Source organism: Pseudomonas sp. yb_9 (assembly GCF_043103635.1).
In the GTDB taxonomy this organism is placed as follows: Bacteria; Pseudomonadota; Gammaproteobacteria; order Pseudomonadales; family Pseudomonadaceae; genus Aquipseudomonas; species Aquipseudomonas monteilii.
The window spans coordinates 91,343-116,451 of the sequence record NZ_JBICKA010000047.1 but is presented as its reverse complement, the minus strand read 5'-3'; the positions used below and the strand labels follow the sequence as shown (position 1 = coordinate 116,451).

At 62.3% G+C, this 25,109-nt stretch carries 16 protein-coding genes; 5 read left to right on the top strand and 11 right to left on the bottom strand.

Annotated elements, in window-relative coordinates:
* Positions 1–5: 5 nt before the first annotated feature.
* Complete coding sequence (locus ACF8MI_RS13445) at positions 6–1,190, bottom strand: MFS transporter (protein ID WP_225521377.1); 1,185 nt, start codon at positions 1,188–1,190, stop codon at positions 6–8.
* Between the two features lie 165 nt (positions 1,191–1,355).
* Between ACF8MI_RS13445 and ACF8MI_RS13440 the strand changes: the two genes are divergently transcribed.
* Together ACF8MI_RS13440 and ACF8MI_RS13435 are read left to right on the top strand one after the other, a co-directional pair.
* Complete coding sequence (locus ACF8MI_RS13440; protein ID WP_060498030.1) at positions 1,356–2,255, top strand: LysR family transcriptional regulator; 900 nt, start codon at positions 1,356–1,358, stop codon at positions 2,253–2,255.
* 76 nt (positions 2,256–2,331) lie between these two features.
* Positions 2,332–3,105 carry a ParA family protein gene (locus tag ACF8MI_RS13435; RefSeq protein WP_060498029.1) on the top strand — a complete coding sequence of 258 codons (774 nt, stop codon included), beginning with the start codon at positions 2,332–2,334 and terminating at the stop codon, positions 3,103–3,105.
* Here the strand turns inward: ACF8MI_RS13435 and trxC are convergent.
* The 5 genes from trxC to ACF8MI_RS13410 all read right to left on the bottom strand — a co-directional run bounded on the left by trxC (position 3,102) and on the right by ACF8MI_RS13410 (position 10,552).
* Positions 3,102–3,536, bottom strand: a complete 435-nt coding sequence (gene trxC / locus ACF8MI_RS13430; RefSeq protein ID WP_104833812.1) for a thioredoxin TrxC — start codon at positions 3,534–3,536, stop codon at positions 3,102–3,104. The genes ACF8MI_RS13435 and trxC overlap by 4 nt on opposite strands.
* A 145-nt stretch (positions 3,537–3,681) precedes the next feature.
* Positions 3,682–5,142 (bottom strand): protein adenylyltransferase SelO, encoded by a 1,461-nt coding sequence (selO, locus tag ACF8MI_RS13425; protein ID WP_200928868.1) that lies wholly within the window; start codon positions 5,140–5,142, stop codon positions 3,682–3,684.
* 45 nt (positions 5,143–5,187) lie between these two features.
* Positions 5,188–8,496 carry a mechanosensitive channel MscK gene (gene mscK / locus ACF8MI_RS13420; RefSeq protein ID WP_060498026.1) on the bottom strand — a complete coding sequence of 1,103 codons (3,309 nt, stop codon included), beginning with the start codon at positions 8,494–8,496 and terminating at the stop codon, positions 5,188–5,190.
* A gap of 35 nt (positions 8,497–8,531) precedes the next feature.
* Positions 8,532–10,274, bottom strand: coding sequence for a potassium/proton antiporter (locus ACF8MI_RS13415; RefSeq protein WP_016712480.1), 1,743 nt, complete (start codon positions 10,272–10,274; stop codon positions 8,532–8,534).
* Positions 10,275–10,402: 128 nt separating this feature from the next.
* Positions 10,403–10,552, bottom strand: a complete 150-nt coding sequence (locus ACF8MI_RS13410; protein ID WP_256219128.1) for a hypothetical protein — start codon at positions 10,550–10,552, stop codon at positions 10,403–10,405.
* Here ACF8MI_RS13410 and ACF8MI_RS13405 point away from each other — a divergent pair, their 5' ends adjacent.
* Entirely contained in the window at positions 10,553–11,686 is a 1,134-nt protein-coding gene (locus tag ACF8MI_RS13405) for a dermonecrotic toxin domain-containing protein (protein ID WP_256219127.1), read from the top strand.
* Between the two features lie 90 nt (positions 11,687–11,776).
* On the opposite strand, the gene betA is transcribed toward ACF8MI_RS13405, so the two are convergent.
* The 3 genes from betA to betI form a co-directional block, all read right to left on the bottom strand.
* Positions 11,777–13,474 (bottom strand): choline dehydrogenase, encoded by a 1,698-nt coding sequence (gene betA / locus ACF8MI_RS13400; RefSeq protein WP_060498024.1) that lies wholly within the window; start codon positions 13,472–13,474, stop codon positions 11,777–11,779.
* A gap of 78 nt (positions 13,475–13,552) precedes the next feature.
* A complete protein-coding gene (gene betB, locus ACF8MI_RS13395; RefSeq protein ID WP_027614845.1) occupies positions 13,553–15,025 on the bottom strand; it encodes a betaine-aldehyde dehydrogenase in 1,473 nt (490 codons plus the stop codon).
* A gap of 39 nt (positions 15,026–15,064) precedes the next feature.
* Complete coding sequence (gene betI / locus ACF8MI_RS13390) at positions 15,065–15,721, bottom strand: transcriptional regulator BetI (protein ID WP_060498023.1); 657 nt, start codon at positions 15,719–15,721, stop codon at positions 15,065–15,067.
* 533 nt (positions 15,722–16,254) lie between these two features.
* Here betI and ACF8MI_RS13385 point away from each other — a divergent pair.
* Both ACF8MI_RS13385 and ACF8MI_RS13380 read left to right on the top strand, forming a co-directional pair.
* Positions 16,255–18,201 (top strand): BCCT family transporter, encoded by a 1,947-nt coding sequence (locus ACF8MI_RS13385; RefSeq protein ID WP_225850699.1) that lies wholly within the window; start codon positions 16,255–16,257, stop codon positions 18,199–18,201.
* 131 nt (positions 18,202–18,332) lie between these two features.
* A complete protein-coding gene (locus ACF8MI_RS13380; RefSeq protein ID WP_392517569.1) occupies positions 18,333–23,009 on the top strand; it encodes a hypothetical protein in 4,677 nt (1,558 codons plus the stop codon).
* A 5-nt stretch (positions 23,010–23,014) separates the two neighbouring features.
* Here ACF8MI_RS13380 and ACF8MI_RS13375 read toward each other — a convergent pair whose 3' ends face one another.
* Together ACF8MI_RS13375 and ACF8MI_RS13370 are read right to left on the bottom strand one after the other, a co-directional pair.
* A complete protein-coding gene (locus ACF8MI_RS13375; protein WP_060500665.1) occupies positions 23,015–23,782 on the bottom strand; it encodes a divergent polysaccharide deacetylase family protein in 768 nt (255 codons plus the stop codon).
* Positions 23,783–23,790: 8 nt separating this feature from the next.
* Complete coding sequence (locus ACF8MI_RS13370; RefSeq protein WP_060500663.1) at positions 23,791–25,107, bottom strand: S41 family peptidase; 1,317 nt, start codon at positions 25,105–25,107, stop codon at positions 23,791–23,793.
* Positions 25,108–25,109: the final 2 nt, after the last annotated feature.

The window sequence follows — 25,109 nt, the reverse complement described above, 5'->3', positions numbered from 1 at the left end:
TGCGCCTATGCCTTGGGAGGTAGCTTGCTCAAGTGCAACGCCACCAGCAACGCCACCGCCAGCAAGCTGCCAATGAACAGCCCGATGCCATTCCAGCCCCACTGGTGCCAGAACACCCCACCCGCCGTACCGGCCACGCTGGACCCTGCGTAATAGCTGAAGAGGTACAGCGACGATGCTTGCCCCTTTGCCTTCAGCGCCCGGCGCCCGATCCAGCTGCTGGCCACCGAGTGCGCACCAAAGAAGCCGAAGGTGAACACCAGCATGCCGACGATCACCATCGCCAGCGGGCTGGCCAGGGTCATCAGCAAGCCACCTGCCATCACCACGATACTGGCCCAGAACACCTTGCGCCGGCCCAGCTTGTCCGCCAGTGCGCCGACCTGCGCCGAGCTGTAGATGCCAGACAGGTACACCACCGACAGCAGGCCGACCAGTGCCTGGTTCATGTGGTAGGGCTCAGCCAGCAGGCGGTAGCCGATGTAGTTGAACAGGGTGACGAAGGCTCCCATCAGCAGGAAGGCTTCAAGGAACAACCAAGGCAGGCCGGCATCCTTGAAGTGCATGACAAAGCCGTCCAGCAGGCTGCGCGGGTTCATCGACTGTGGGCGGAAGTTGCGCGATTCGGGCAGTACCTTCCAGAACACCAGGGCGGCCACCAGCGCCAGGCCGCCGATGGTCAGCATCGCCGTGTGCCAGCTGACAAAGTCGATCAATACGCCCGTGATGAGCCGTCCACTCATGCCGCCAATCGCGTTGCCCCCAATGTACAGGCCCATGGCCAGGCCGATGTGCTGCGGGTGAATTTCTTCACTGAGATAGGTCATTGCCACTGCCGCCAGGCCACTCAACGACAGGCCGACCAATGCGCGGGTGGCCAGTACCAGTTCCCAGCTCGGCATCACGGCGCTGGCCAAGGTGGAGAGGGCGGCGCAGACCAATGCAAAGACCATCACCGGCTTGCGCCCGATACGGTCAGAGATAGGGCCGGTGATCAACAGGCCGAACGCCAGCATGGCGGTGGACACCGACAGCACCAGGCTGCTTTGCGCCGCGTTGATGGCAAATTCCTTGGACAACAGCGGCATCATCGGCTGTACGCAGTACAGCAGGGCGAAGGTGGCGAAGCCGCCGCTGAACAGCGCCAGGACGGTCTTCATGAAGGCGGGGGTGCCTTTCTCGATCCACATTTCGTTCAGGGGGGCAGGTTCTGGCTCGGCGGGAAGGGGGGCTACAGCAGTTTTCACGGGCGGGTACCTCTGGCGCAATGAAAAAAGCATATAGCTGGCTAATGATTAGATCCAATATATTGTTCGACCTATTTGAGATGTTTTACGACCTGTTTGGAGCCGATCATGGAACTGCGCCATCTGCGTTACTTCATCGCCGTGGCCGAAGAGCTGCACTTTGGCCGTGCCGCGCAGCAGCTGGGCATTTCGCAGCCGCCGCTGAGCCAACAGATCCAGGCCCTGGAGCAGGAGCTGGGGGCTCGGCTGTTCGAGCGTACCAACCGTCGGGTGGAACTGAGCGAGGCAGGGCGGTTATTCCTTGAGGAAGCGCGTCAGGTGCTGGCGCAGGTGGAGAAGGCGGCCGATGTGGCCCGGCGTGCACAGCTGGGAGAACTGGGCGAGATGAAGATCGGTTTTACCTCGTCGGCACCCTTCACCTCGAAGATCCCCAAGGCCATCCATGCCTTTCGCCAGCGTTTCCCGGCGGTGCACCTGAACCTCAAGGAAATGAGCAGCCGCGATGTCGCCGAAGGGGTGTTCGATGAGTCCATCGAAGTGGGGCTGATGCGGCCGATGCCGTTGCCGGAAGGTCTGGTGGCCACGGAGTTGTTCCGCGAGCCCCTTGTGGCGGTTATCAACGCCTCGCATCCGCTGGCGGAGGGCTCTGACCAGGGTGTGTACATGGCGGCGTTGGCCCATGAGCCATTCGTGTTCTTCCCGCGCAGTTACGGCAGCGGCCTGCATGCGCAGTTGCTGAGCCTGGCACGACAGGCGGGTTTCAGCCCGCACTTTGCCCAGGAGGCGGGGGAGGCGATGACCATCATTGGCCTGGTGTCGGCGGGCCTGGGCGTGTCGGTATTGCCGGCGTCGTTCCAGCGCATGCGCATCGAAGGGGTTGTATATCGCACGCTGCTGGATGAGGGGGCGATGTCGGCGGTGTGGCTGGTGCAGCGCGAGCGCGGTCATTCGGTGATGGCCAAGGCATTTGCCGAGCTGTTGACTGGGCAGGTGGTCGGCCAGGGCTGATGCCGGTCAAATGGCACTGGCCATTGCCGCAGTGCCGCCACATACTCGGGCATTCGTTGAAACACGGAGGTCAATCATGCGGCGCGTGGTGTTCAATCAGAAAGGTGGCGTGGGCAAGTCGAGCATTGCCTGCAACCTGGCGGCGGTCAGTGCCAATGAAGGCTATCGGACCCTGTTGATCGACCTGGATGCCCAGGCCAACTCGACCCAGTACCTCACCGGCCTCACCGGCGAGGACATCCCCATGGGGATTGCCGACTTCTTCAAACAAAGCCTGTCCAGCGGGCCGTTCAGCAAGAAGAACAAGGTCGATATCTACGAAACCCCGTTCGACAACCTGCATGTGGTTACCGCCACGGCAGAACTGGCTGACTTGCAGCCCAAGCTTGAGGCCAAGCACAAGATCAACAAGCTGCGAAAGCTGCTGGACGAGCTGGATGAGGATTATGACCGGATTTATATCGACACCCCGCCAGCGCTGAATTTTTACGCAGTTTCTGCACTGATTGCCGCCGATCGCGTCTTGATTCCCTTCGACTGCGACAGTTTCTCACGCCAGGCCCTGTACGGCCTGTTGGCCGAGATCGAAGACCTCAAGGATGACCACAACGAAGACCTGATGGTCGAAGGCATCGTGGTCAACCAGTTCCAGTCCCGCGCCAGCCTGCCGCAGCAGATGCTCGACGAACTGCTGGCCGAAGGCCTGCCGGTGCTACCGGTGTACCTCGGCAGCTCGGTGAAGATGCGTGAATCGCACCATGCCAGCCTGCCGCTGATTCACCTGGAGCCAAAGCACAAGCTGACGCAGCAGTTTGTCGAGTTGCATTCGTTGCTCGAAGAGAGCGCTTAAACCCCTTGGCTACGCACCCACTCCAGCAACGACTGGAGTGGGAATGCCCCGGCCTGGCGGCTGATTTCGCGGCCGTTCTTGAACAGCAGCAGGCTGGGGATCGAGCGGATGCCCAGTTGCCCGGCGAGGTTGCGGTTGGCTTCGCTGTCGAGCTTGGCCAGTCGGCAACGGCCGGCCAGTTGGCGGGCGGCCTGTTCGAAGGTGGGGGCGAAAGACTTGCATGGGCCGCACCAGTCGGCCCAGATGTCGACCAGCAGCGGCAGGTCGCCTTTGATCTGGCTGGCGTAGCTGGCCTCGGTGAGCTCGAAAGGGGTGCTCAGCAGCATGTCTTGTTTGCACCGGCCGCATTTCGGGGTGTCACCCAGGCGCTCGGCGGGCAGGCGGTTGAGGCCGTTGCAGTGGGGGCAGGGGATTACCAGTGGGTCAGACATGTCATCTCCGGGGTTGGATTCTCGTTTCCCTTGTGGGAGCGGGCTTGCCCGCGAACACCGGCGAAGCCGGTGCCATCCATCGCGTTACCTGCTTCGCGGCGGTTCGACGCCTCGACAAGCCCGCTCCCACAGGGTTGGGCATTAATCATGAAGAGCAGCTGATTTCCAGATGCTTGCCCCATTCCGGCGGTCGCTCAGCGTAGGCTTGCATGCCGGCTTGTTCCTCGAACGGTCTGGTCAGCACCTGATGCAACCGCCGCACTTCACTGTAATCCCCCGCTTCAGCCGCTTCGATGGCTTTCTGCGCCAGGTAATTGCGTAGCACATACAGCGGGTTCACCGCATGCATTCGCTCACGGCGCCCTTGGGCATTGCTGGGTTCGCGTTGGCAGCGGGCTAGATAATCTGCGCCCCAGGCATCGAAAGCGGCCAGGTCGATGAAGTCATCACGCACTACGTTCAGCGCATCGGCCACCGGCTGTTCGCCCAGCTTGCGGAAGAACAGGCTGTAGTCCACGCCACCCCGCTGCATGCACTGCAGCAGGCGCTCGACCAGCGCCATGTCGTCATCCTCGGCAGTGGTCAGGCCCAGGCGGCGGCGCATGAGGTCCAGATAGTGGGCCTGGTACAGCGGCAGGAACAGGCCCAGCGCTTCTTTCAGGGGCTCCACCTCGATCACCGTGGTCAGGGCCTGGGCCAGCGCGCTGAGGTTCCAGTGGGCGATGGGCACCTGGTTGGCGTAACTGTAGCGGCCCCGGTCGTCGGAGTGGTTGCAGATGAAGTTGGCGTCGAAGTCGTCGAGGAAGGCGTAGGGGCCGAAGTCGAAGGTGATGCCCAGGATCGACATGTTGTCGGTGTTCATCACCCCGTGGCAGAAACCATAGGCCTGCCAGCGGGCGATCAGTTCGGCATTGCGTTCGACGATGGTGCGGAACATGGCCAGGTACGGTTGCTCGGCAGCCTGGCATTCAGGGTAATGCTGCTGCAGTACATGGTCGATCAGCACGCGCTGCTGCTCGGGCTGTTTGGTGTAGTAGAAGTATTCGAAATGGCCGAAGCGCACATGGCTCTGCGCCAGGCGGGTGAGCATGGCAGCGCTTTCCCGGGTTTCGCGCCATACCGGGGTGCTGGAGCCGACTACGCACAGCGCACGGCTGGTGGCGATGCCGAGGGCGTGCAGGGCTTCGGAGGCGAGGAACTCGCGAATCGACGAGCGCAGCACAGCGCGGCCGTCGCCCATGCGCGAATACGGGGTCTGGCCGGCCCCCTTCAGGTGCAGGTCCCAGTGTTCGCCTTTGTCGTTGAGCACTTCAGCCAACAGCAGGCCACGGCCATCGCCCAGGCGTGGGTTGTAGGAGCCGAACTGGTGGCCGGAATACACCATCGCCCGTGGGTCGGCTTCTTCCCACAGTTTGTGGCCGCTGAACAGCTCGGCAAACACCGGCAGGTCGGCCTGCGCGGGGTCGAGGTCGAGCAGCGCCATGGCCGACTCGCTCGCAACGACCAGGCGCGGGTCTGCGATGGGTTCGGGCAGGACCTGGGTAGAGAACGCATCGCCCAGGCGGGCGAAGCGGTTGTCGAAAGTGAGTTGGTCGAGGGCTTTCACGGGCTGCTCCTGAGATTCAGCACAGAATAAAGCATTCGAGCCCACTCAGGCCGGTGCAGTGCCATCGGGTTTAGGTTGCTCCAGCGGAATCAGCTGCTGCTTGCCGTCCTTCTGGTCCATCAGGAACACCTCGACCTGGCGTACCGAGATCTTGATGTTGTGGGCCTTGAACTCGCGGTTGATGTAGCGGTTGATCTCGTCCAGCGTTGGGTTGCGGTCGCCCAGGTCGCGCACGTGCATGCGCAGTTCGTGGTCCAGCGAGCTTTCACCGAAATTGAGGAAGTACACGATCGGCTCCGGATCTTTGAGCACGCGCGGGTTTTCGTGCGCGCCCTTGAGCAGCAGGTCGCGCACCAGGTCCAGGTCGGAGCCGTAGTCGATGCCCAGTTTCAGCGTCACCCGGGTGACCGTGTCGGTCAGCGACCAGTTGATCAGCTGGCCGGTGATGAAGGTCTTGTTGGGGACGATGATGTCCTTGCGGTCGAAGTCGGTGATGGTGGTGGCGCGGATGCGGATCTTGCTGACCGTGCCGGACAGGTTGCCGATGGTGATGGTGTCGCCAATGCGCACCGGGCGCTCGAACAGGATCATGATGCCGGAGATGAAGTTGGCGAAGATTTCCTGCATGCCGAAGCCCAGGCCCACCGACAGTGCCGCCACCAGCCATTGCAGCTTGTCCCAGCTCACCCCCAGGGTGGACAGGGTGCTGACGATACCGACGCCGACGATGGTGTACGACAACAGCGTGGTGGTGGCGTAAGCGCTGCCCTGGGCCAGGTTCAGGCGTGACAGCACCAGGACTTCCAGCAGGCCCGGCAAGTTACCGGCCAGGGCGAAGGTGATGCCGACGATCACCAGCGCACCCAGCAGGTCGCCGAGGCTGATCGGTACCATGCTGGCGGCGGCGCCGGTGCCGCTGGTGTATTCGTAGAGGACGAAGTTGTTGAGGTAGGCGAACACCGAGATCAGGTCTGCCCAGACCCAGTACAGGCCGGCGATGAAGCCGCCGAGCAGGGCCAGGCGGATCAGGCGCAGCGACTGCTGGTTGACCTGCTCGATATCCAGCGTCGGCTCTTCGGTGATGACTTCGCCATCCAGCCCTTCCTTGGCCGCTGCCCGCTTGCTGAGCGCGCGCTGGTAGGCCAGGCGCCGTGCCGCCACCGACAGGCCGCGCACGAAGGCGGCTTCGATCACCAGCCAGAACAGCAGCAGGTACAAGGTGTAGATCAGCCGGTCGGTGAGTTTCAGCGCGGTGTAGTAGTAGCCGAAGCACACGGCGACGAACAGGGCGATGGGCAGGGCGGTGAACGCCACGCCCACGGCCCTGCGGAACAGCGAGGTGTCGCGGTGCGCGGGGCTGCTGAGCAGCAGGCGGCTGAGCAGCCAGGCCATCAGTGCGTAGCAGGTCAGCACCACGCCGATACCCAGCACGTCGTCGGCCAGCGCCGAAGGCTGGTGCTCGGCCACCGCCACCACGCCGACCAGCGCCAGTACCACGGTGCCCAGGCGGCGCACCCAGCCACGCAAGAACTCGACCTGCGGCTTGTGCCAGCGGAAGTGGATTTCGGCCACGCCACCGGGGGCGAGGATGCGGTAGGCGGTGTAGAACACCAGCCAGGCCTGGGCCAGTTGCCAGAGGGCGGCGCCGAGGTTGGCGTTTTGCCCGCGGGCGTCGATCTGCAGGGCGTAGCTGCACAGCGCCAGGCCAAGGCTGACCGGCATCGCCAAGAGGATGTTGATAAGAATCGCCTGGGGCGTGTGCCACTGGCTGTCACGGCGGAAATGGCCGATGTCCTGGTGCACCTTGCCCAGCCGTTGGTACAGGTACTGGCGCCGCCACAACAGGGCGCCAATCACCAGCAGCAATGGCAGGAACAGCAGCGGGCGCTGGCTGAGGCCGTCGGCCAGCTCTTTCAGGCCCGAACCCCACGGCAGGTTGGCGACCTGGTCGGCCAGGCGCTCTGGCACATAGCTCAGCCAGTCCCAGTCCAGCGGCTTGTTGCTGGGGATCCAGAACATCTGCTCGTCGAGGGTGGTGCGCAGGCTCTGCGCGGTGCCCAGCAACTGCTTCTGATTGAGCTGCAGGGTGATCGATTCGTTCAGCAGTGCCGACAGCTCGCGGTTCAACCGCTCCAGCAGGTCGCTACGGTTGATCGCCACTTCCAGCAGGGCCTTGCGCAGCTGAGGCGTCACCGCTTCCTGCGGTTGGGCGGCCAGCAGCTTGTCGACATAGGTGACCGGGCTGCTCATTTGCTCGCGCTGCTGGTTGACCTCGAACTGGTACAGGCGGGTGTCGGCGATCTGGTCGGCCAGGTCGCGGTCGACCTTCAGGTGCGGCAGGGTCTGCTTCTGCTTGTAGAGGATCTTGGACAGCAGCAGGCTGCCCTTGAGCACGTTGATCTGCTCGTCCAGCGCCTGGTCGGCCTGGGTCAGGCTGTCCAGTTGCTGTTTGGTGCGCAGGTTCTGCTGGGTCAGTTCGTTCAGGCGGTCGGTACTTTTCAGCAGGTAGTCGGAAAGCTTGAGGTTAAGCGCGCTTTCGGTGGCCAGCAGGCTGCTGCCGCCGGCCTTCTGGGCTTCGATGGACTGCTGGGTTACCGCCTCCTGGGACTGGGCCAGGCGCTTGTCGTTGATCAGGGTCTGCAGGTCCTGGATTTCCTGCTCCAGGCGTGTGGCGCGTTCGATCAGCAGGTCGTGGCGGGCGTTGCCCAGGTCTTGCAGCAGGCTGTTACCGGCCAACTCCTGGCGGCGCAGCAGGGTCAGCGCATTGAGCGAGGCCAGCTCGGCATTGAGCTGGTTGCGCTGGTCGGCGTTGATGGATTTGCCGCCGTCCTTGCCGGTTTTGAGGATGTTGTTGATCTGCTGAGCACGGGCCTGGCTGTTGCTGATTTCGGCCTGGGCGCGTTCCGGGCGGGTTTGCGAGTTGATGATCAGGCTGTTGGCTTCGGACAGCGCCTTTTGCAGCTCGCCCTGTTGGGTGTTGCGCTCGCTGAGCATCTGCTCAAGCTGCGGCACGCTCAGCGTGGCATAACGCTGGGCGACGGGCTGGGGCTTGCTTTCCTTGAGCCTGGCGAGCTCTTTCTGGCTGTCGCTGGTTTCTTTCGGGGCCCCGGCCAGCTGCTGCTTAAGTGCGACAAGCTTCTTCTCGCTGTCTTCCTTGCTGGCGAGCTGGCTCAAGGTCTGTTCGAGCACCTGCTGCAGGGCCTTCTGGTCGGCCTCGGGCAGCTTGCGCTCGGCGATCTTGTCGAGGCTGTTCTGGATGCTGGCGGTGGTCGGGGCCTCTGCGGCGGTGGCCGCAAAGGAAAGGGACAGGCACAGCCCGAGCAGGGCTGTGCGAAGGTACACGCGCAGGGACATAGGCAGACTACTTGTGGATCCGGCAGAAACGAAGTTTAGAGGAACAATCCTGGTCCGGGTCGCGTTCCTTCGGGGAATCTGACGCCCACTTTCTGGATCTTGTTCCCGTCCATGGTCGCCACGGTCCAGATCGTGCCATGCCATTCGACCTGGTCACCTACTACTGGAGCGCCTCCGACCTTCTGTCGGATGAACTGCGCCAACGGCATTTTCGCGTCCAGGCCATCGAGCTTCAGGCCGTACAACGCTGCAACCGCGCCCAGTTCGGCATCGCCTTCGAGTACGAAGTCGCCGAAAAAGCGCAGGTCCAGGCCGCGCTGGGGTGCCTGGCTGAACAGTTTGCCCAGGGCCGGCAGGTTGTGCTCGTGGCCGATCACGCAGAGCATGTCGCCTACTTCCAGCACGGTACTGCCCGACGGGTGCAGCAACTGCTCGTTACGGAACAGGGCGGCAATCCGCGTGCCTTCGGGCATTTTCAGCTCGCGCAGGGCGGCGCCGATGCACCATTTTTCGGCACCCAGGCGGTACACGAACAGCTCCCACTCGCTGGTGATGTGCACTTCCAGGGCAGAGCGGGAGATCGGTGCCGGGTCTGGCGGTACGGTCACTTTCAGCAGCTTGGCCATCCACGGCAGGCTGGTGCCTTGCACCAGCAGCGACACCAGCACGATGAAGAACGCCAGGTTGAAGAACAGCTGGGCGTCCGGCAGGCCGGCCATCAGCGGGAACACCGCCAGAATGATCGGTACCGCGCCGCGCAGGCCCACCCAGGAAATGAAGCCTTTTTCGCGGCCATGGAAGGCCTTGAAGGGCAGCAAGGCGGCGACCACCGACAGCGGCCGCGCCACCAGGATCATCCACAGCGCCAGGCCCAGTGCCGGCAGGGCGATGGGCAGCAGGTCGTGCGGAGTGACCAGCAGCCCCAGCACCAGGAACATGCCGATCTGGGCTAGCCAGGCCATGCCGTCGAGCATGTGCAGGATGCCATGGCGGCTGCGGATCGGCTTGTTGCCCAGCACCAGGCCGCACAGGTACACGGCGAGGAAACCGCTGCCGTGCAGGGCGTTGGTCAACGAGAACACCACCAGGCCACCGGCCACCACCAGGATCGGATACAAGCCGCCAGCCAGGTTGATGCGGTTGACCAGTTGCAGCATCAGCCAGCCGCCACCCAAGCCCAGCAGGCCGCCGATGCCGAACTCGCGCAGCAGGTGGCCCAGCAGGCTCCAGTGCAGGCCGGTCTGGCCGCTGGCGATCATGTCGATCAGGGTGACGGTCAGGAACACTGCCATCGGGTCGTTGCTACCCGATTCGATCTCCAGGGTGGCGGTAACCCGCTCGTTCAGGCCTTTGCCGCCCAGCAGCGAGAACACTGCTGCGGCGTCGGTGGAGCCGACAATGGCGCCAATCAGCAAGCCCTGGATCAGGCTGAGGTTGAACAGCCAGGCGGCGACCAGGCCGGTGAGGGCGGTGGTGATCATGACCCCGACCGTGGCCAGCGACAGCGCCGGCCACAGCGCCACGCGAAAACTTGCCACCCGCGTGCGCAGGCCACCGTCTAGCAGGATCACGGCCAGCGCCAGGTTGCCCACCAGGTAGGCGGTGGGGTAGTTGTTGAAGATGATGCCGCCACCATCCACACCGGCGACCATGCCGACGGCGAGGATAATGACCAGGATAGGGATGCCCAGGCGTGACGACAGCGAGCTGACCAGGATACTTGCACCCACCAGCAATGCGCCGATCAGGAACAGGCTATTGATGGTGCTTGCATCCAAAGGCAGGTACTCCGAAACAGCGGGGGAAGGGACGTGGTAGCGGATTTTTCAGCAAAAGCTAGCAGGTCGCGTGCCAATCGATTCTAACCTGAGGCTGATGCGGGCTGTAAAGCGATACCGCACTGTAGTTACGGCTTGCGGATGTAGTGGTGTCCCCCACAGTCAGGCAGCCGAATAGCATGAACGATAAACAACGCCTCCCTCTTGCCCAGGTGGCCCAGCGCCTGCTTGGGCAATTTCCTGATTTGCACGGCCTTGCGCGCCAGGCGGCGGGCCATGTGCTGCGCCAGCAGCTGGGGTACTGGCTGGACCCGGACACGCTCTACTGGCACGAGTTCCAGTCGGCGGCCAGCAGCTCGCACAGCTACACCGGCTGGTGCCACCGTGGGCCGCCGCAGCGGTCGCTGAGCCTGACCGAGCTGGTTATCCAGCGCTTCAGCCCACAGCAGCAGACCGCTGCCGATGAGTTGAGTGTCTATGGCGGTTTCTACCGGGTGGATGCCAGCCATGGCGATTATGACGAGCGTAACGAAGTGCGGCTCGACCCGCAGGCGATGCTGAAGGCGTTCTGGCAAATGGATTTTGCGGGGCGCTACAGCGAGGCACTGAGCCGTTTTCGTGAGCAGTGTGGCGAAGATTACTGCGTACTGGCCCGCGCCCGCTTTCTTGCCGTTGTCGGCCAGTCCGTGCTCAGCGAACTTGAGCGGCGTGAACTGCTTGCGGCAACGCTGCGTGTGACGCTGCTGCCGAGTAGCCTGAAAGCGCTGCGCGAGGATTATCCTGCAAATGCCCGGGGTGGCTGGCGTTCGCTTTCCAGCAGCGATCCCGGTGTCAGGCCGCTGTTTCTGTACTCACTCAAGACCGGCAGGCAGTGCGTCTATCTACCCGATGCGCAGAATGTGCTGGTGGTCTTCGACGATCGCGCAACGCTCCAGGCCTGGATAGAAGCGCATGTGGCCTCGAATGACACGCAGCGGCAAGCTGTTGTGGGTGACCTGTTTATTCGTTTTACGTCGTTCACAGAAAACCCTTATGCCCTGTGGGAGGTGTTCAACGACCCGCAGACCCAGGTGAGCGGCAAGGGGGCTTTTGGCGACAACGCGTTGGTGTATGTGCTGGAGCCGGGTGAGGACGTGCAGGCAATGCCGATCGGGCCGTTCTCAAGGCGTCCGGACGAGGCGGAGTCGCTGATGATGCCGGGGCGTTATTTGCAGGTTGAAAAGCTGACGCCGGTGAAGGGAGACAATCATCGCTTCATGGAGGTGTGCCTGAAGGCACTGGCGCGGGCGCCGGAGGGGGCGAGGGTGCGTGAGATGCGCACGGGGGCGTTGTTCAACCGTCAGGTGATGGCGGAACGATTGGGTGTGGAGGATGACGGGTTGATGCGTACATTCTTTGCGCTGCCGACCTGATGCCAGTCAACCAAGGGATTTGGGGCCGCGTTGCGGCCCTTCGCGGGCAAGCCCGCGAAGGGCTGCAAAGCAGCCCCAATGGTGCCGATGTCAGGCCTGCTTCACTTCACGCATCGGCTTGCCCTTCACCGGTGCATCGCCCGCCACATAGTACTTGGCAGTGCTGCGCGGCAATGGCTTGCGGCCACGGATCTTGTCGGAGATTTTCTCGGCGATCATGATCGTGGTGGCGTTGAGGTTGCCGGTGATGATCAGCGGCATGATCGACGCATCGACCACACGCAGGCCCTTCATGCCGTGCACACGGCCTTCGCCGTCGACCACTGCCATATCATCGGTGCCCATCTTGCACGAGCAGGACGGGTGGAAGGCAGTTTCGGCGTGCTCGCGGATGAACTTGTCCAGTTCTTCGTCGGTTTGCACGTGGGCGCCCGGGCTGATTTCGCGGCCACGGTACGGGTCCAGCGCAGGCTGGGCCATGATTTCACGGGTCAGGCGGATACCGTCGCGGAATTCCTGCCAGTCCTGCTCGGTGGACATGTAGTTGAACAGGATGCTCGGGTGCTGGCGCGGGTTCTTCGACTTGGCCTGGATGCGGCCACGGGCCGGCGAGCGCATGGAGCCCATATGCGCCTGGAAGCCGTGTTCCTTCACGCCATTGGAGCCGTTGTAGTTAATGGCGACCGGCAGGAAGTGGTACTGAATGTTCGGCCACTTGAACTCAGGGCGGGTACGGATGAAACCGCCAGCCTCGAACTGGTTGCTGGCGCCGATGCCGGTGCCGTTGAACATCCACTCCGCACCGATGGCCGGCTGGTTCCACCACAGCAGCGAGGGGTACAGCGATACTGGCTGGGTGCAGGCGTACTGCAGGTACAGTTCCAGGTGATCCTGCAGGTTCTCACCAACGCCCGGCAGGTCGTGTACCACCGGGATGTCCAGGCTTTCCAGCAAGTGACGCGGGCCGACGCCGGAGCGTTGCAGCAGTTGCGGCGATGCGATGGCGCCAGAGCTGACGATCACTTCCTTGCGGGCACGGGCTTCAACACGTTCTTCACTGTCGCCGACCAGGTAGGTCACGCCAATGGCGCGCTTGCCGTCGAACAGCACGCGGTCAGTCAGGGCGTGGGTGACGATGGTCAGGTTCGGGCGCTTCTTGGCCTGGTCCAGATAGCCACGGGCGGTGCTGGAGCGGCGGCCGTTCTTGGTCACCGTACGGTCCATCGGGCCGAAGCCTTCCTGCTGGTAGCCATTCAGGTCTTCGGTGCGCGGGTAACCGGCCTGCACGCCGGCTTCGACCATGGCGTGGAACAGCGGGTTGTTGCCGGCTTTCGGCGTGGTCACGCTGACCGGGCCTTCGCCACCGTGGTAGTCGTTCGGGCCGATGTCGCGGGTTTCGGCCTTGCGGAAGTACGGCAGGCAGTCCAGATAGGTCCAGTCCTCCAGGCCTGGCAGTTCTGCCCAGCCATCGAAGTCCAGGGCATTACCGCGGATGTAGCACATGCCGTTGATCAGCGACGAGCCACCCAGGCCTTTGCCGCGACCGCATTCCATGCGGCGGCCGTCCATATACGGCTCCGGGTCGGTCTCGTAGGCCCAGTTGTAGCGGCGGCCCTGCAGCGGGAAGGCCAGGGCGGCTGGCATCTGGGTGCGGAAGTCGAAGCGGTAGTCGGGGCCACCGGCTTCCAGCAGCAGTACGGTAACGCCGGCGTCTTCGGTCAGGCGGGTAGCCAGGGTGTTACCGGCGGAGCCTGCGCCGACGATGATGTAATCGAATTCTTGGGACATGAAAGTACCCTCGTGTTTGGCGGTGATCAGGGAGCGGGAACGCCCGTGCGCAGCGGCATGGGCGTGGCTAGACAGGGTTTAGAAAACCGAGTTGTAGCCGCCCAGCTCGACCTGGACCGACTTGATGCGGGTGTATTGAGCCAGCGAGCTGACGCCGTTTTCACGGCCGACGCCCGACTGCTTGTAGCCACCAACCGGCATTTCGGCCGGCGATTCGCCCCAGGCGTTGATCCAGCAGATACCGGCTTCCAGCTTGTGGATGATGCGGTGGGCGCGGGTGATGTCGTTGGTGCACACACCGGCGGCCAGGCCGTACTCGGTGTCGTTGGCACGACGGATCACTTCTTCTTCGGTTTCGTAGGTGAGAATGCTCATCACCGGGCCGAAGATTTCTTCCTTGACGATGGTCATGTCGTCGGTGCAGTCGGTGAACACGGTCGGGGCCACGAAGGCGCCCTTGGCGAAGTCACCGGCAGTCAGACGCTCGCCACCGCACAGCACACGGGCACCTTCCTCTTTGCCCTTGGCGATGTAGCCCAGCACGTTTTCCATGTGCGGGAAGCTGACCAGCGGGCCGAAGTTGGTGTTTTCGTCTTCCGGGTTGCCAACGCGAATGCGGGCTACGCGCTCGGCGATCTTGGCTTCGAAAGCCGCTTTCATCTCGGCAGGGATGAACACGCGGGTACCGTTGGTGCATACCTGGCCCGAGCTGTAGAAGTTGGCCATCATGGCGATGTCGGCGGCCTTGTCCAGGTCGGCGTCGGCGCAGATGATCAGTGGCGACTTGCCGCCCAGTTCCATGGTGACTTCCTTCAGCGACGAGCTGGAGGCGCTGGCCATGACCTTCTTGCCAGTGGTGGTGCCGCCGGTGAAGGACACTTTTTCAATGCGTGGGTGCTCGGTCAGCCAGGTGCCGACTTCGCGGCCGCTGCCGGTCAGGACGTTGAACACACCGTTCGGCAGGCCGGCTTCGGTGTAGATCTCGGCCAGTTTCAGGGTGGTCAGCGAGGTGACTTCCGACGGCTTGAAGATCATCGCGTTGCCAGCGGCCAGGGCCGGGGCGGACTTCCACAGGGCGATCTGGATCGGGTAGTTCCAGGCACCGATACCCACGGTGACGCCCAGTGGCTCGCGACGGGTGTAGACGAAGGACGATTCGCGCAGCGGGATCTGCTCGCCTTCGATGGCCGGTACCAGGCCTGCGTAGTATTCCAGCACGTCGGCGCCGGTGACGATGTCGACGTAGCGGGTTTCGGAGTAAGACTTGCCAGTGTCCAGGGTTTCCAGCATGGCCAGCTCGTCGTTGCGCTCGCGCAGGATGTCGACGGCGCGGCGCAGGATGCGCGAACGCTGCATGGCAGTCATCGCTGCCCAGACTTTCTGGCCGCGCTCGGCGCTTTCCACAGCCTTCTCGACGTCAGCCTGGGTGGCACGCTGTACGTGGGCGAGGACTTCGCCGGTGGCCGGGTTGATGGCTTCGAAGGTGGCATCGCTGCCAGCGTCGACGTAAGCGCCATCAATGTAGAGTTTTTGCGTTCCGAAACGGGCCATAGTGTCCTCGCAAGTGCAGTGTGTGGTTTGGCTTGCGCGTCACGCTCCAGCCGGGTTGGCAAGGGCCGTGCGCGGTTGTTCAGCGGCCTGGTCGTTTGTACCCAGGGTGTGCTGTTTAGCCAGTTGTAGATCCATGTATTCGTAAGCAATCCGTATCGCCTGGTCGGTGTCGAATGCATCACCCGACAGGGCGCCACGCAGCCACAGTCCATCGATCAAGGCCGCCAGGCCGCGGGCTGCCTTGCGCGCATGGTAGAGCGGCAAGGCGCGGCGGAACTGGCAGCACAGGTTGGAATACAAGCGGTGGTCGTTGATCCGCTGCAACCTGTGCAAATCGGGCTGGTGCATGCTGGAAGCCCAGAAGGCCAACCAGGTTTTCATTGCCGGGCCGTTTACCTGGCTGGCATCGAAGTTGCCCTCGATGATCACTTTCAGGTGAGCGCGCGGGCTGTCGTCCGTCAGGGCCTGGCGACGTGCTCGAACACCTTCGTTGAGCATGTTCATGATGTAACCCATCGTCGCTGCAATCAGGCCGTTCTTGTCCTGAAAGTAGTGACTGATGATGCCGTTCGACACACCGGCCAAACGGGCAATCAGCGCAATGCTGGCGTCCCCCAGACCGACCTGATCGACCGCCTGCAACGTGGCTTCGATCAACTGCTGGCGGCGGATGGGTTGCATACCGACCTTGGGCATCTTGCTATCTCCTCAGGCCTGCGAGCAGACGACGGGCGGCTGACTCGGCGAAGGCCAGTCTATTTTGTTTTGATTGAACGTTCAATCAATAAAGAATAAGCTCTGCGACAATTTGTGCCATTGACAGTTTTTCAGGCGGTCGAGAAGGCACGAGTTGACACCCTAGGAAATCGCGTAACCCCCGGAATACAAGGCGTTGACGGGCATGAGCGATGCGAAATGCAGATTCTGCCGTACGGTCACTGGCCCTGCGACAGGCCCTTGGAGCGGGCGAAGTGATCTGTGACGAATGCGCGCACCTCTGCCGAGGTGTGGCTTTTTCAGCAGGCCATCTGTCTGTTTTTTTGCAACGTATCGATTCGGGATCACGGTTTCCAGGGTGCTTTTATAACACCTGACGCAGTGGGGATATTCCACCAATTGCTCGGGAATGACTGATTAGCCTCCACAGCCGTACTGCCCGGAGCATTCGTGCAATGAGTTCTGCCTCACTTACCAAGCCCCCCGCCGAGAGGGTACGGGTCAACCGCGTGGTGTTCTTCACCTCCGCGCTGATGATCCTTGTTCTGACTGCCTTGCTGATCGCTGTACCCGAAACCGCCGGCCAGGTGCTGGGCGTGGCCCAGAAATGGCTGACGCGCACCTTTGGCTGGTACTACATGCTGGTGATCTGCGGTTACCTGGTGTTTGTCGTTTACCTGGCCTTCTCCGACTACGGCAGCCTCAAGCTGGGCGGCAAGGACGACCAGCCGGACTTCAGCTACGGCGCCTGGGCCGGCATGCTCTTCTCGTCCGGTATCGGTATTTCGCTGCTGTACTTCGGCGCTTCCGAGCCGCTGGACCACTACTTCAACCCGCCGGAAGGTACCCCGGCCAGCCTCGAAGCTGCGCGCCAGGGCCTGCAACTAACCTTCCTGCACTGGGGCCTGCACGGCTGGGCAATCTATGCCCTGGTCGGCCTGGCCGTGGGTTACTTCGCCTACCGCCACAACCAGCCGCTGGCACTGCGCTCGGCGCTGTACCCGTTGGTGGGTGAGCGTTGGGTCAAGGGCGCTGCCGGCAACGCCGTGGACATCTTCGGCATGTTCGTCACCCTGCTGGGCCTGGTGACCAACCTGGGCATTGGCTCGATGCAGGTGTCCTCTGGCCTGGAATACCTGTTTGGCATGGACCACAGCAAGACCAACCTGCTGGTGGTGATCCTGGTCATGGCGGGTGTGGCCACCGTGGCGGCGGTTTCGGGTGTGGAGAACGGCATTCGCCGCCTGTCCAACCTGAACATCATGCTGTTCAGCGGCCTGCTGATCTTCGTGCTGCTGGGCGGCGAAACCCTGCACCTGCTCAACGGCTTCGTGCAGAACATCGGCGATTACCTGAACGGCATCGTGCTGAAAACCTTCGACCTGTACGTGTATGAAGGCGAGGCGGGCAAGTCCGAGCGTTGGCTGGGCCTGTGGACCGTGTTCTACTGGGCCTGGTGGATTTCCTGGGGCCCGTTCGTCGGCATGTTCATTGCCCGTATCTCCAAGGGCCGCACCGTGCGCCAGCTGGTGATGGGCGTGCTGCTGATCCCGCTGGGCTTTACCCTGGCCTGGTTGTCGATCTTTGGCAACACCGCCCTGGATCTGGTGATCAACCAGGGCGCCGTGGAGCTGGGCAAGACCGCGCTGGAGCAACCGTCGATGTCGATCTACCAGCTGCTGGAATACTTCCCGGCAGCCAAGATCGTGATCGGTGTAGCGGTGTTCGTGGGCTTTGTGCTGTTCCTCACCCCGGCCGACTCCGGCGCGGTGATGATGGCCAACCTGTCGTGCAAAGGCGGCAAGGTCGACGAAGACGCCCCGCACTGGATGGTGGTGTTCTGGTCGGTGGTTATCACCCTGGTCACCATCGGCCTGCTGTTTGCCGGTAACTTCGAAGCCATGCAGACCATGGTGGTACTGGCGGGCCTGCCGTTCTCGGTGGTGCTGGTGCTGTTCATGTTTGGCCTGTACAAGGCCATGAAGCAGGACGTTGCAGTAGAAAGCGAGCGCGCCGAGCTGGCCGCCCGTGGCCGTCGCGGTTTCAGCGAGCGCCTGACCCAACTGGAGCTGCAACCGACCCAGGCTGTGGTGCAACGCTTCATGGACAAGCAGGTCAGCCCGGCGCTGAAAGAAGCGGCCGCGCAGTTGCAGACTCTGGGCTTTGAGGTGGAAACCCGCGTTGGCCAGTCGCGCAACATGATGGGCCTGCGGGTGATGATGGACGAGGGTAACCCGTTCGTTTACGAAGTGAGCCTTGACGGCTACATGGCCGCGCCGAGCGAGGCGCCGGTGGAAGGCGAGCCGGAGGTGCGCCAGCGCTTCTACCGTGCCGAGGTGTACCTGCACGATGGCAGCCAGGAGTACGACCTGATGGGCTTTGCGCCGGAGCAGATCGTGCGTGATGTGCTTGACCAGTTCGAAAGCCATCGCCAGCTGTTGGGGCGTGTGTACAGCTGATCAGCGTTATCGCCATATGAGAGGGCCCTGCCGGCAACGGCAGGGCCTTTTTTGTGCCGATTAAATAGATACCGCATGGCGTGGCGGCTGCTCTTCATCCTTGCTGATCGTCATTCACAAGGAGCCACCGCATGGTTTTCGAGCAAACGCCCATCCCGGATCTTCATGCCGCTGTCAGTGCCGAGTTCGCCAAACGCCCTACGATGCGTGAAGTGGCCAGCGAGCAGTTGCTCATGGTCCTGACCCGCCATGTTCCAATTCTTGCTACTGCCACCTTGCCATCGGCTGAGTACATCACGCTGCTGGTGCCTGTGGATAAAGCCGAGTCGTCCCGCCCTTACGACAGCTGGACGTCTCGGCCCTTGGTCGATTGCGTCATGGAAAGCCTGCAGTCAGGGCGCCCGCTTATGTCCCTCGGGGCAGCCGGAGGCACTTTCCATATTGCCGTACAAGCGCCCTACTACCTGAAGGATCAGCAGGGAAATTCGCTCACCTACAACATGGTGGCAATCACCAACGCCCTGAGCGACCTGGAAGACCTTGTGCTGACGCTGCCGGAGTATTTCAGCCAGGCCCAGGTGGACTACTGGTCGCAAACGGGCAGCATGGGCGCGCCTCGTGAACGTTGGTTGGCGCTGGCCATGCGTGCTGCGCTCTTGCAGAACTTGCCGTTGCAAGGCCTGGATGACCTGCAAAGGGCCTGTGTGCTCGGTCTGCTTCAGGGCGGTAAGCAGCAACCTTCGGTTTTTGTTGTTGAAGTTCACCTGCTGCTGGATGGGCAGACAGTCTCGCTACTGCTGCCAGACCTTCTGCTACAGGGTGAGTGTGATGAAGCGCAGGCCGTTGTGTGGTGTGCGCCATCGAGTGTGGTGTTGGCTTATGACACATTCGACGCATTTGCCTTGGCACTGCGTGAACGCTTGGCGGAGCGTTACCGTTTCGATTCGATGACGTGGGACCGCCATGAGCTGGAGGGCGACAGCTTTGCGCAGCAATGCACACTGCTGCTGGAGCGCATGCTTACCTCGGCGCGGCGCCTGCGGTACATGCACGTTGAGAGCGTGGAAGCCCTGGAGCAAGCCTACGCTCGCGTAACGGACCCCGCTCAGTGGTTCATCGAGGGTTACCGTGCGGGTAATGACAGCAAGCCTGATGTGCCGCCGGGGCTGCTGGCCGCCAGTGCACCGAACAGTTTCGCCTGCCAGGCTGCCCTGTTTGACCTTGCGCTGGCCCAGGCACAGTCGGATGGCACAGGTGCACTGGACGATGTGCTGGACCTGTACAGCTATGCCAGCCAACGGCTGAGAGCAGAAATGTTGGCTGACCATCCGGTGGATGCCAACTACTTTGCCGACGACTTGCAACTCACGCTCACCCTCGCCAGGGGAATACCAGGGGGCGCCGGTGCCGGGCCCGGTGGCGGCGCTGTGGAGCATCGCAGCATGAGCCTGACGGAGTTTGCCATCGGCAACCTGGCTTCGCTCGATGGCGCAACGTTGACGGGGGTCAGCCATTCGCAAGGCCAGCTGATCATGGATTGGCTCACACTGGATTACTTGAAAGCACTGGTCGCCAGGGTCGATATCGGTGCTCATTACCCCACGTACGTCGCCGACAAGCTGGACGAGCCCTATACACGTCAAGTGCGCATGGCCCGGTTCGCGCGTGAGTGGCGATGCTCACTGTTGTTCTGCGCCCTGTCGGCCAGAATGGGTGGCACATTGAGTGAGGCAGGCTTGCAGGCTGTGGGTGATTATTGCCGTGGCCTGCTGGATACGGAATTGCCAGCGAGTGTGCTGATGCCCTTGGCGTTCAAGCGAGCGCCGGATGCGCGTGAGCCCGACCAGGTAACGGGTATGTATGTGCTGAAATGCACGGAACCTTCGACGGTGCTGTTGTACCGCCCTCTGTATGGCAATGCGGCGCTGACAGAGTTCGCCAGCCTTTCGCACATGATGAAAGCCATCCGCCAGGCAGGCGCGTTGCAGGACAGCATTCTGACGTGGCTGCCGGCGTCGGCCAGGCCGGTCTACGACAATGGCGGTTTCCTGGAGCCGCACCTGGGCCGGCCGATCATCGATACCTCGATTTTGCCTGAGCCCGCTCAACCCGCCAGTTTCAGTGCACAGTTCTGGAAGGCGGATGTCGACACCTACCTGTACAACGCCAATCGGCAGCTGTTGATCGAGCTGGCGGACCGTAATGCCGTATCCAATGCAGAAAGCCGCTGGGCACTGTTGGTCAAGGGTGCCTGGCTGCTGTTTGATGTGGCGACGTTGCTGCTGCGTGGCCCTGTTGCCACCGTAGCTTGGCTGGCTCAAGCCATGTCAGGTATCACGCGTGACGTAGCGATCTGGCAGCACGGCAGTGAGTTTGAACGATCGGCAGCGGTGGTGGACCTGGTATTGAATGCAGCCATGGCCCTTCTGCATGCGCGCTTGCCTTCCGCTGTTGAGGGCACGACGCCGCCGGGTGGCCGGGTTGAGTACCCGGAGCTGCCATTGGCCGGTGCATTCGAGGCCGTAGCCGGCGACTCACCGGCCCAAGGCAAGGTAGGTTTGCCCAGTGGCTTGGGTGAACAGGTATCCACGTTGCTGGAAACCCGTTGGCGTGACATGCAGGGTTTCAACCTGCTTGCGCCTGAGCGGCGCAGCGCATTGCTGAAGTTGCGTTCACCCGTCTCGGTCAATGGCCTTGAAGTGATCCAGAGCGGCCCATGGCAAGGTCTCTATCAGATAGCACAGCGCTTGTACGTGACCCTTGCCGGTGATGTTTATGAAGTGCAGCCCGACAATGACCGTGTGCGTGTCGTGACCACGACGGGGGAGATGGGGCCTTGGCTTGAACCCAAGTACGGGCAGTGGCATATCGATGCGGGTTTGCGTTTGCGAGGGGGTATGCCCAAGAGCCGGCGCACACTGCTCAAGGAGCAAAACCAGCGCAAGATCGAGGCGCTAAAAGCCAAAGAAATAGAGCTTTCCCAGCGGCATAACGCGTTGGCTGAACCACTCAACCGGCACCGTGATTTGCTGATAGCCAAGGACAAGCGGATCCAGGTGCTGGAGGCGATCGAGCAGCCCGACGAGCTCAACCTGCAAGAGCTTGAACTGACCCGCCGCTTGCGCAAGCAGATCAACATCAAGCTTGCGTACGAACTGAAGGCTGTCATCGATAACCTGGTCCAGCATGACGCCGTTCTCGGCGAGCTTTATGCCTTCAGGCATGACGATCCTACCTTTACCGGTGCATTGGCTGACCTGCGTAATAGTAGTCGGCAGGACCTGATTGACAGTGTCGCGACCTTTTACAATGAGCTGGCCAAGTTCATTAACAATGCTGACATCGATACGCTCGCGGAGCAGATTACGGTTCACCCTGAGGGGGAGGCGGAAATTGCGCTGTATGTAGCGTTTCGTCAGGAACTTGTGACCGTTGTGAAATGGGAAATGGACATGGTCGATGCTTCCAGCCTGTTTGACCGTCTGCTCGAAGAAACGCTCAACGACGATACCTTCTCTTTCCGCGATCGTGAAACCGAGGCGCGTATAAGCAAGGACAGGGAGCTTAAAAGCCAGATCGAACAGCGGCGGCTGACGGCGGTGGACCTTAAGTTCCGCCTGCTCCAGGATCTGGGCGAGCTCACCCTCGATCGGCTTGCCGATGTCGAGGAACGTGTGTTGCAGGATTATTTCGAATACCTGTCGGGGAGCAACCTGAGAAGTGCCGGTAGTGCGCACGGTGACCTTGCCGGCAGCACGTTGGGCGTGGCGGACCGCATCGAGGTCTTGAAAGGGGTGCTGGAAGTTTATGAAGAAGCATCGACCATGGCGGACTACCTCGCCAGTGTAGGCGGTGCCGCGATCAAGGCGGAGCAGCTGAAGGCCTACCAGAAGGTGTTGGGTGAGTTGAAAGGCGCGGCTGAAAAGGAAATGGCTCAATGGGTTCGGGAAGAGCAGTTGCAGGAGTTGCGGCCCATGCGCGTCCAGGTTCATGCACCCAGAGGAGGGCGAAGGCACTTGGCGCGTACACAGCAGGGGCGCAGTGTGTTGGCCGAGGAAGTCGAAGTGGATGGCGTTGCGCTTGTGCAGCAGCGTGACTCTCGCACTCAACACGTGCTCAAGACATTTCGGCAGCAGGACGATGCATGGGTCGAGGACGCGCTTGAGCAAGCGCAGGAAGACCCGCGCTCACCGCTCGATCCGCATGTCAGCCGTAAACAGGCCCGGGCGTTTATAAATCAGACTGACGCGGTTGTCGGCCTGGCGCGAGGGTACCTGAAAGCCAATGAGCCCCTGAACCTGGCAACCATCATCGACGGGCATCTGGAAAAGCTCAATGAGGCATTGGCCGGGCATTCACCCGGGGATGAGCTATTCGAAGGGCTGACCGCCGCAGTCGAGCGGTTACAGACTGTCCGCCGTGATTTCCTGACGGCCTTGTACTACTCGACCAGTTCTCCTAACGCCAACGGCCTGCGCTATTTGCACGAGCAGAAACTGATAACCATCCAGCGTGTCGGGACGCGCAAGGCACTTGCGGCCAGCGATTATCTGGATATTTACGAAGTCCGGCGTTTGCCCAGGGAAGGCAGAGCCGTGGGTGAGGGGCTGTGGGAGGCGCACTTCCATTACCCCAGCAGCACTACACCAGCCAGCGATTTCACCAAGGGGCACCTGAAACTGTGGTCGCAGCGCAAGCTGGGGCGTTTGGCGCAGATGCGTGCGGCCGCCAGTGGGCGCGACTTGCTGGATATCTACCGGGGCGAACTGCGGCTGGCTGACGTGGCGGGCATTATCGACTTCACCTGAGCACTTCAGCGATTGCTGTACTGGCCGTGCTTGCCATGGGCGGGCATGGCCTGGTTGCTACGTTCGGCGATCATCTGCTTCAGGTTGATCAGCTCGATGCCCTGGCGCCTGAGCTGGGGCAGCTCACGTTCCAGTACTTGCAGGGTTTGCGGGTAAGGGTGGCCGATCAGCACGGCCGAACCCTGCTTGCGCGCCAGGGCGATGCCTTGCTGCAACTGGCCGGTGATGGCCTCGGTAGTGCGTACATCGTCGAGGAACACATCGCGCGAAACGTGGGCAAGGCCGATACGCTGGGCCTCGGCGGCGGCCACGGTGGCCGCGCTGGTGCGGCTGTCGACGAAGAACAGGTGACGTTGTTGTAACTCACCCATCAACCAGGTCATGGCATCACGCTGGGCGGTCATGCGGCTGCCCATGTGGTTGTTGATGCCGGCGGCGAATGGCACCTTGGCCAAGGCTGCGTCCAGCCTGCTGGCCAGGACCGGCAGCGGCAACTCGGGGTGCCAGGCATAGGGCCCGGTGGCAGGGTCCATGGGCATGTGCAGGATCACCGTCTTGCCGGCCTTATGGGCCTGGCGGGCGAAATCGCTGGCATGGGGGGTGTCGGGCATGATCGCCATGGTCACCGGGCCGGGCAGGGCGAGGGTGCGGCTGTCCCGCTCGGTGCTCTGGCCCAGGTCGTCGATGATGATGCTCATGTAGGCCTTGTTGGCCGGTGCCGCTTGCACGACCCCGGCCAACAGGCAGAACAACAGACACAGCAGATACCGCATAGGGTGAATCACTTGCCTGAGGTGATGTTCAGCCCTTTGAGCAGGCTCAGCGCCTGGCTCAACTGGAAGTCGTCATCCTGTGGGCGCTCCTTGCGCTTGCTGCTCCCGGTCGGGCGGTCGGCGCCGCCGTTGCCGTTGCCCAGGTGCCCCTGCAGGTCCGCTTCCTTGAAGTTGTCGGTGTCGACTTCAGCGGTGAGCTTGGCCGGGCGTACTTCGATATCGGGGACGATGCCCTGGGCCTGGATCGAGCGGCCATTGGGGGTGAAGTACAGCGCGGTGGTGAGCTTCAGGGCACGGTCGTTGGCCAGTGGCAACACGGTCTGCACCGAGCCTTTGCCGAAGCTGTCGGTACCCATCAGCACAGCGCGTTTCTGGTCCTGCAGGGCGCCGGCGACAATCTCGGAGGCCGAGGCACTGCCGCCGTTGATCAGCACCACCAGTGGCACGCCTTCGCTGGCGTCGGCCGGGTCGGCGGAGAAACGCAGTTCGGAGTTGGCGATGCGGCCTTTGGTGTAGACGATCAGGCCCTTGGTCAGGAAGTGGTCGGCCACTTCCACCGCCGATTGCAGTACGCCGCCCGGGTTGTTGCGCAGGTCCAGCACGACCCCGCGCAGCTTCTTGCCGTTGTCCTTGCGCAGCTTGGCCAGGGCCTTGCCCACTTCGTCACCGGTCTTGACCTGGAACTGGGTGATACGGATGTAGCCGTAGTCGTTTTCCAGCAGCTGGCTCTTCACGCTTTTGACCTGAATGACCGCGCGGGCCAGGGTCACGTCAAACGGGTTACCGCCGTCGCGCACCAAGGTCAGGGTGATTTTTTCGCCAACCTTGCCGCGCATCTTGTCGACCGCTTCGGTCATGGTCTGGCCGCGGGTCGGGGCGCCGTTGATCTTGACGATCAGGTCGCCGGCCTGCACGCCAGCCCGGGAGGCCGGGGTGTCATCGATAGGCGAGACCACCTTGATGAAGCCGTCTTCCTGGCCTACTTCGATGCCCAGCCCGCCGAACTCGCCGCTGGTGCTTTCCTGCAGCTCCTGGAAGTCTTCGGGGCCGAGGTAGGCCGAGTGCGGGTCAAGGTTGCTGAGCATGCCTTTAATGGCGTTTTCCAGCAGGGTCTTGTCGTCCACTGGCTCTACATAGGCCGCCTTGATGCGGTCCATGACCTCGGCGAAGGTGCGCAGCTCTTCCAGTGGCAGTGGCGCCTTGGCCGTGACCTCGGTGGCGGGCACTGCGGCGGCCTTGGCCGGCTCTGCAGCAACGGCCAGGGGCGCACCGACCGCCAGGGCGATGGACAGGGCCAGCTGGGTGAGACGAGGCGAGTGCAGCATGT

Excerpts from the sequence above, each read along its gene's own strand:
- betI (WP_060498023.1), bottom strand. The coding sequence starts at position 15,721 with ATGCCCAAGGTCGGTATGCAACCCATCCGCCGCCAGCAGTTGATCGAA.
- mscK (WP_060498026.1), bottom strand. The coding sequence starts at position 8,496 with ATGTCCCTGCGCGTGTACCTTCGCACAGCCCTGCTCGGGCTGTGCCTG.
- ACF8MI_RS13370 (WP_060500663.1), bottom strand. The coding sequence starts at position 25,107 with ATGCTGCACTCGCCTCGTCTCACCCAGCTGGCCCTGTCCATCGCCCTG.
- ACF8MI_RS13445 (WP_225521377.1), bottom strand. The coding sequence starts at position 1,190 with ATGTGGATCGAGAAAGGCACCCCCGCCTTCATGAAGACCGTCCTGGCG.
- betB (WP_027614845.1), bottom strand. The coding sequence starts at position 15,025 with ATGGCCCGTTTCGGAACGCAAAAACTCTACATTGATGGCGCTTACGTC.
- ACF8MI_RS13380 (WP_392517569.1), top strand. The coding sequence starts at position 18,333 with ATGGTTTTCGAGCAAACGCCCATCCCGGATCTTCATGCCGCTGTCAGT.
- ACF8MI_RS13435 (WP_060498029.1), top strand. The coding sequence starts at position 2,332 with ATGCGGCGCGTGGTGTTCAATCAGAAAGGTGGCGTGGGCAAGTCGAGC.
- trxC (WP_104833812.1), bottom strand. The coding sequence starts at position 3,536 with ATGTCTGACCCACTGGTAATCCCCTGCCCCCACTGCAACGGCCTCAAC.
- ACF8MI_RS13440 (WP_060498030.1), top strand. The coding sequence starts at position 1,356 with ATGGAACTGCGCCATCTGCGTTACTTCATCGCCGTGGCCGAAGAGCTG.
- ACF8MI_RS13375 (WP_060500665.1), bottom strand. The coding sequence starts at position 23,782 with ATGCGGTATCTGCTGTGTCTGTTGTTCTGCCTGTTGGCCGGGGTCGTG.
- betA (WP_060498024.1), bottom strand. The coding sequence starts at position 13,474 with ATGTCCCAAGAATTCGATTACATCATCGTCGGCGCAGGCTCCGCCGGT.
- ACF8MI_RS13410 (WP_256219128.1), bottom strand. The coding sequence starts at position 10,552 with ATGGCCCGCCGCCTGGCGCGCAAGGCCGTGCAAATCAGGAAATTGCCC.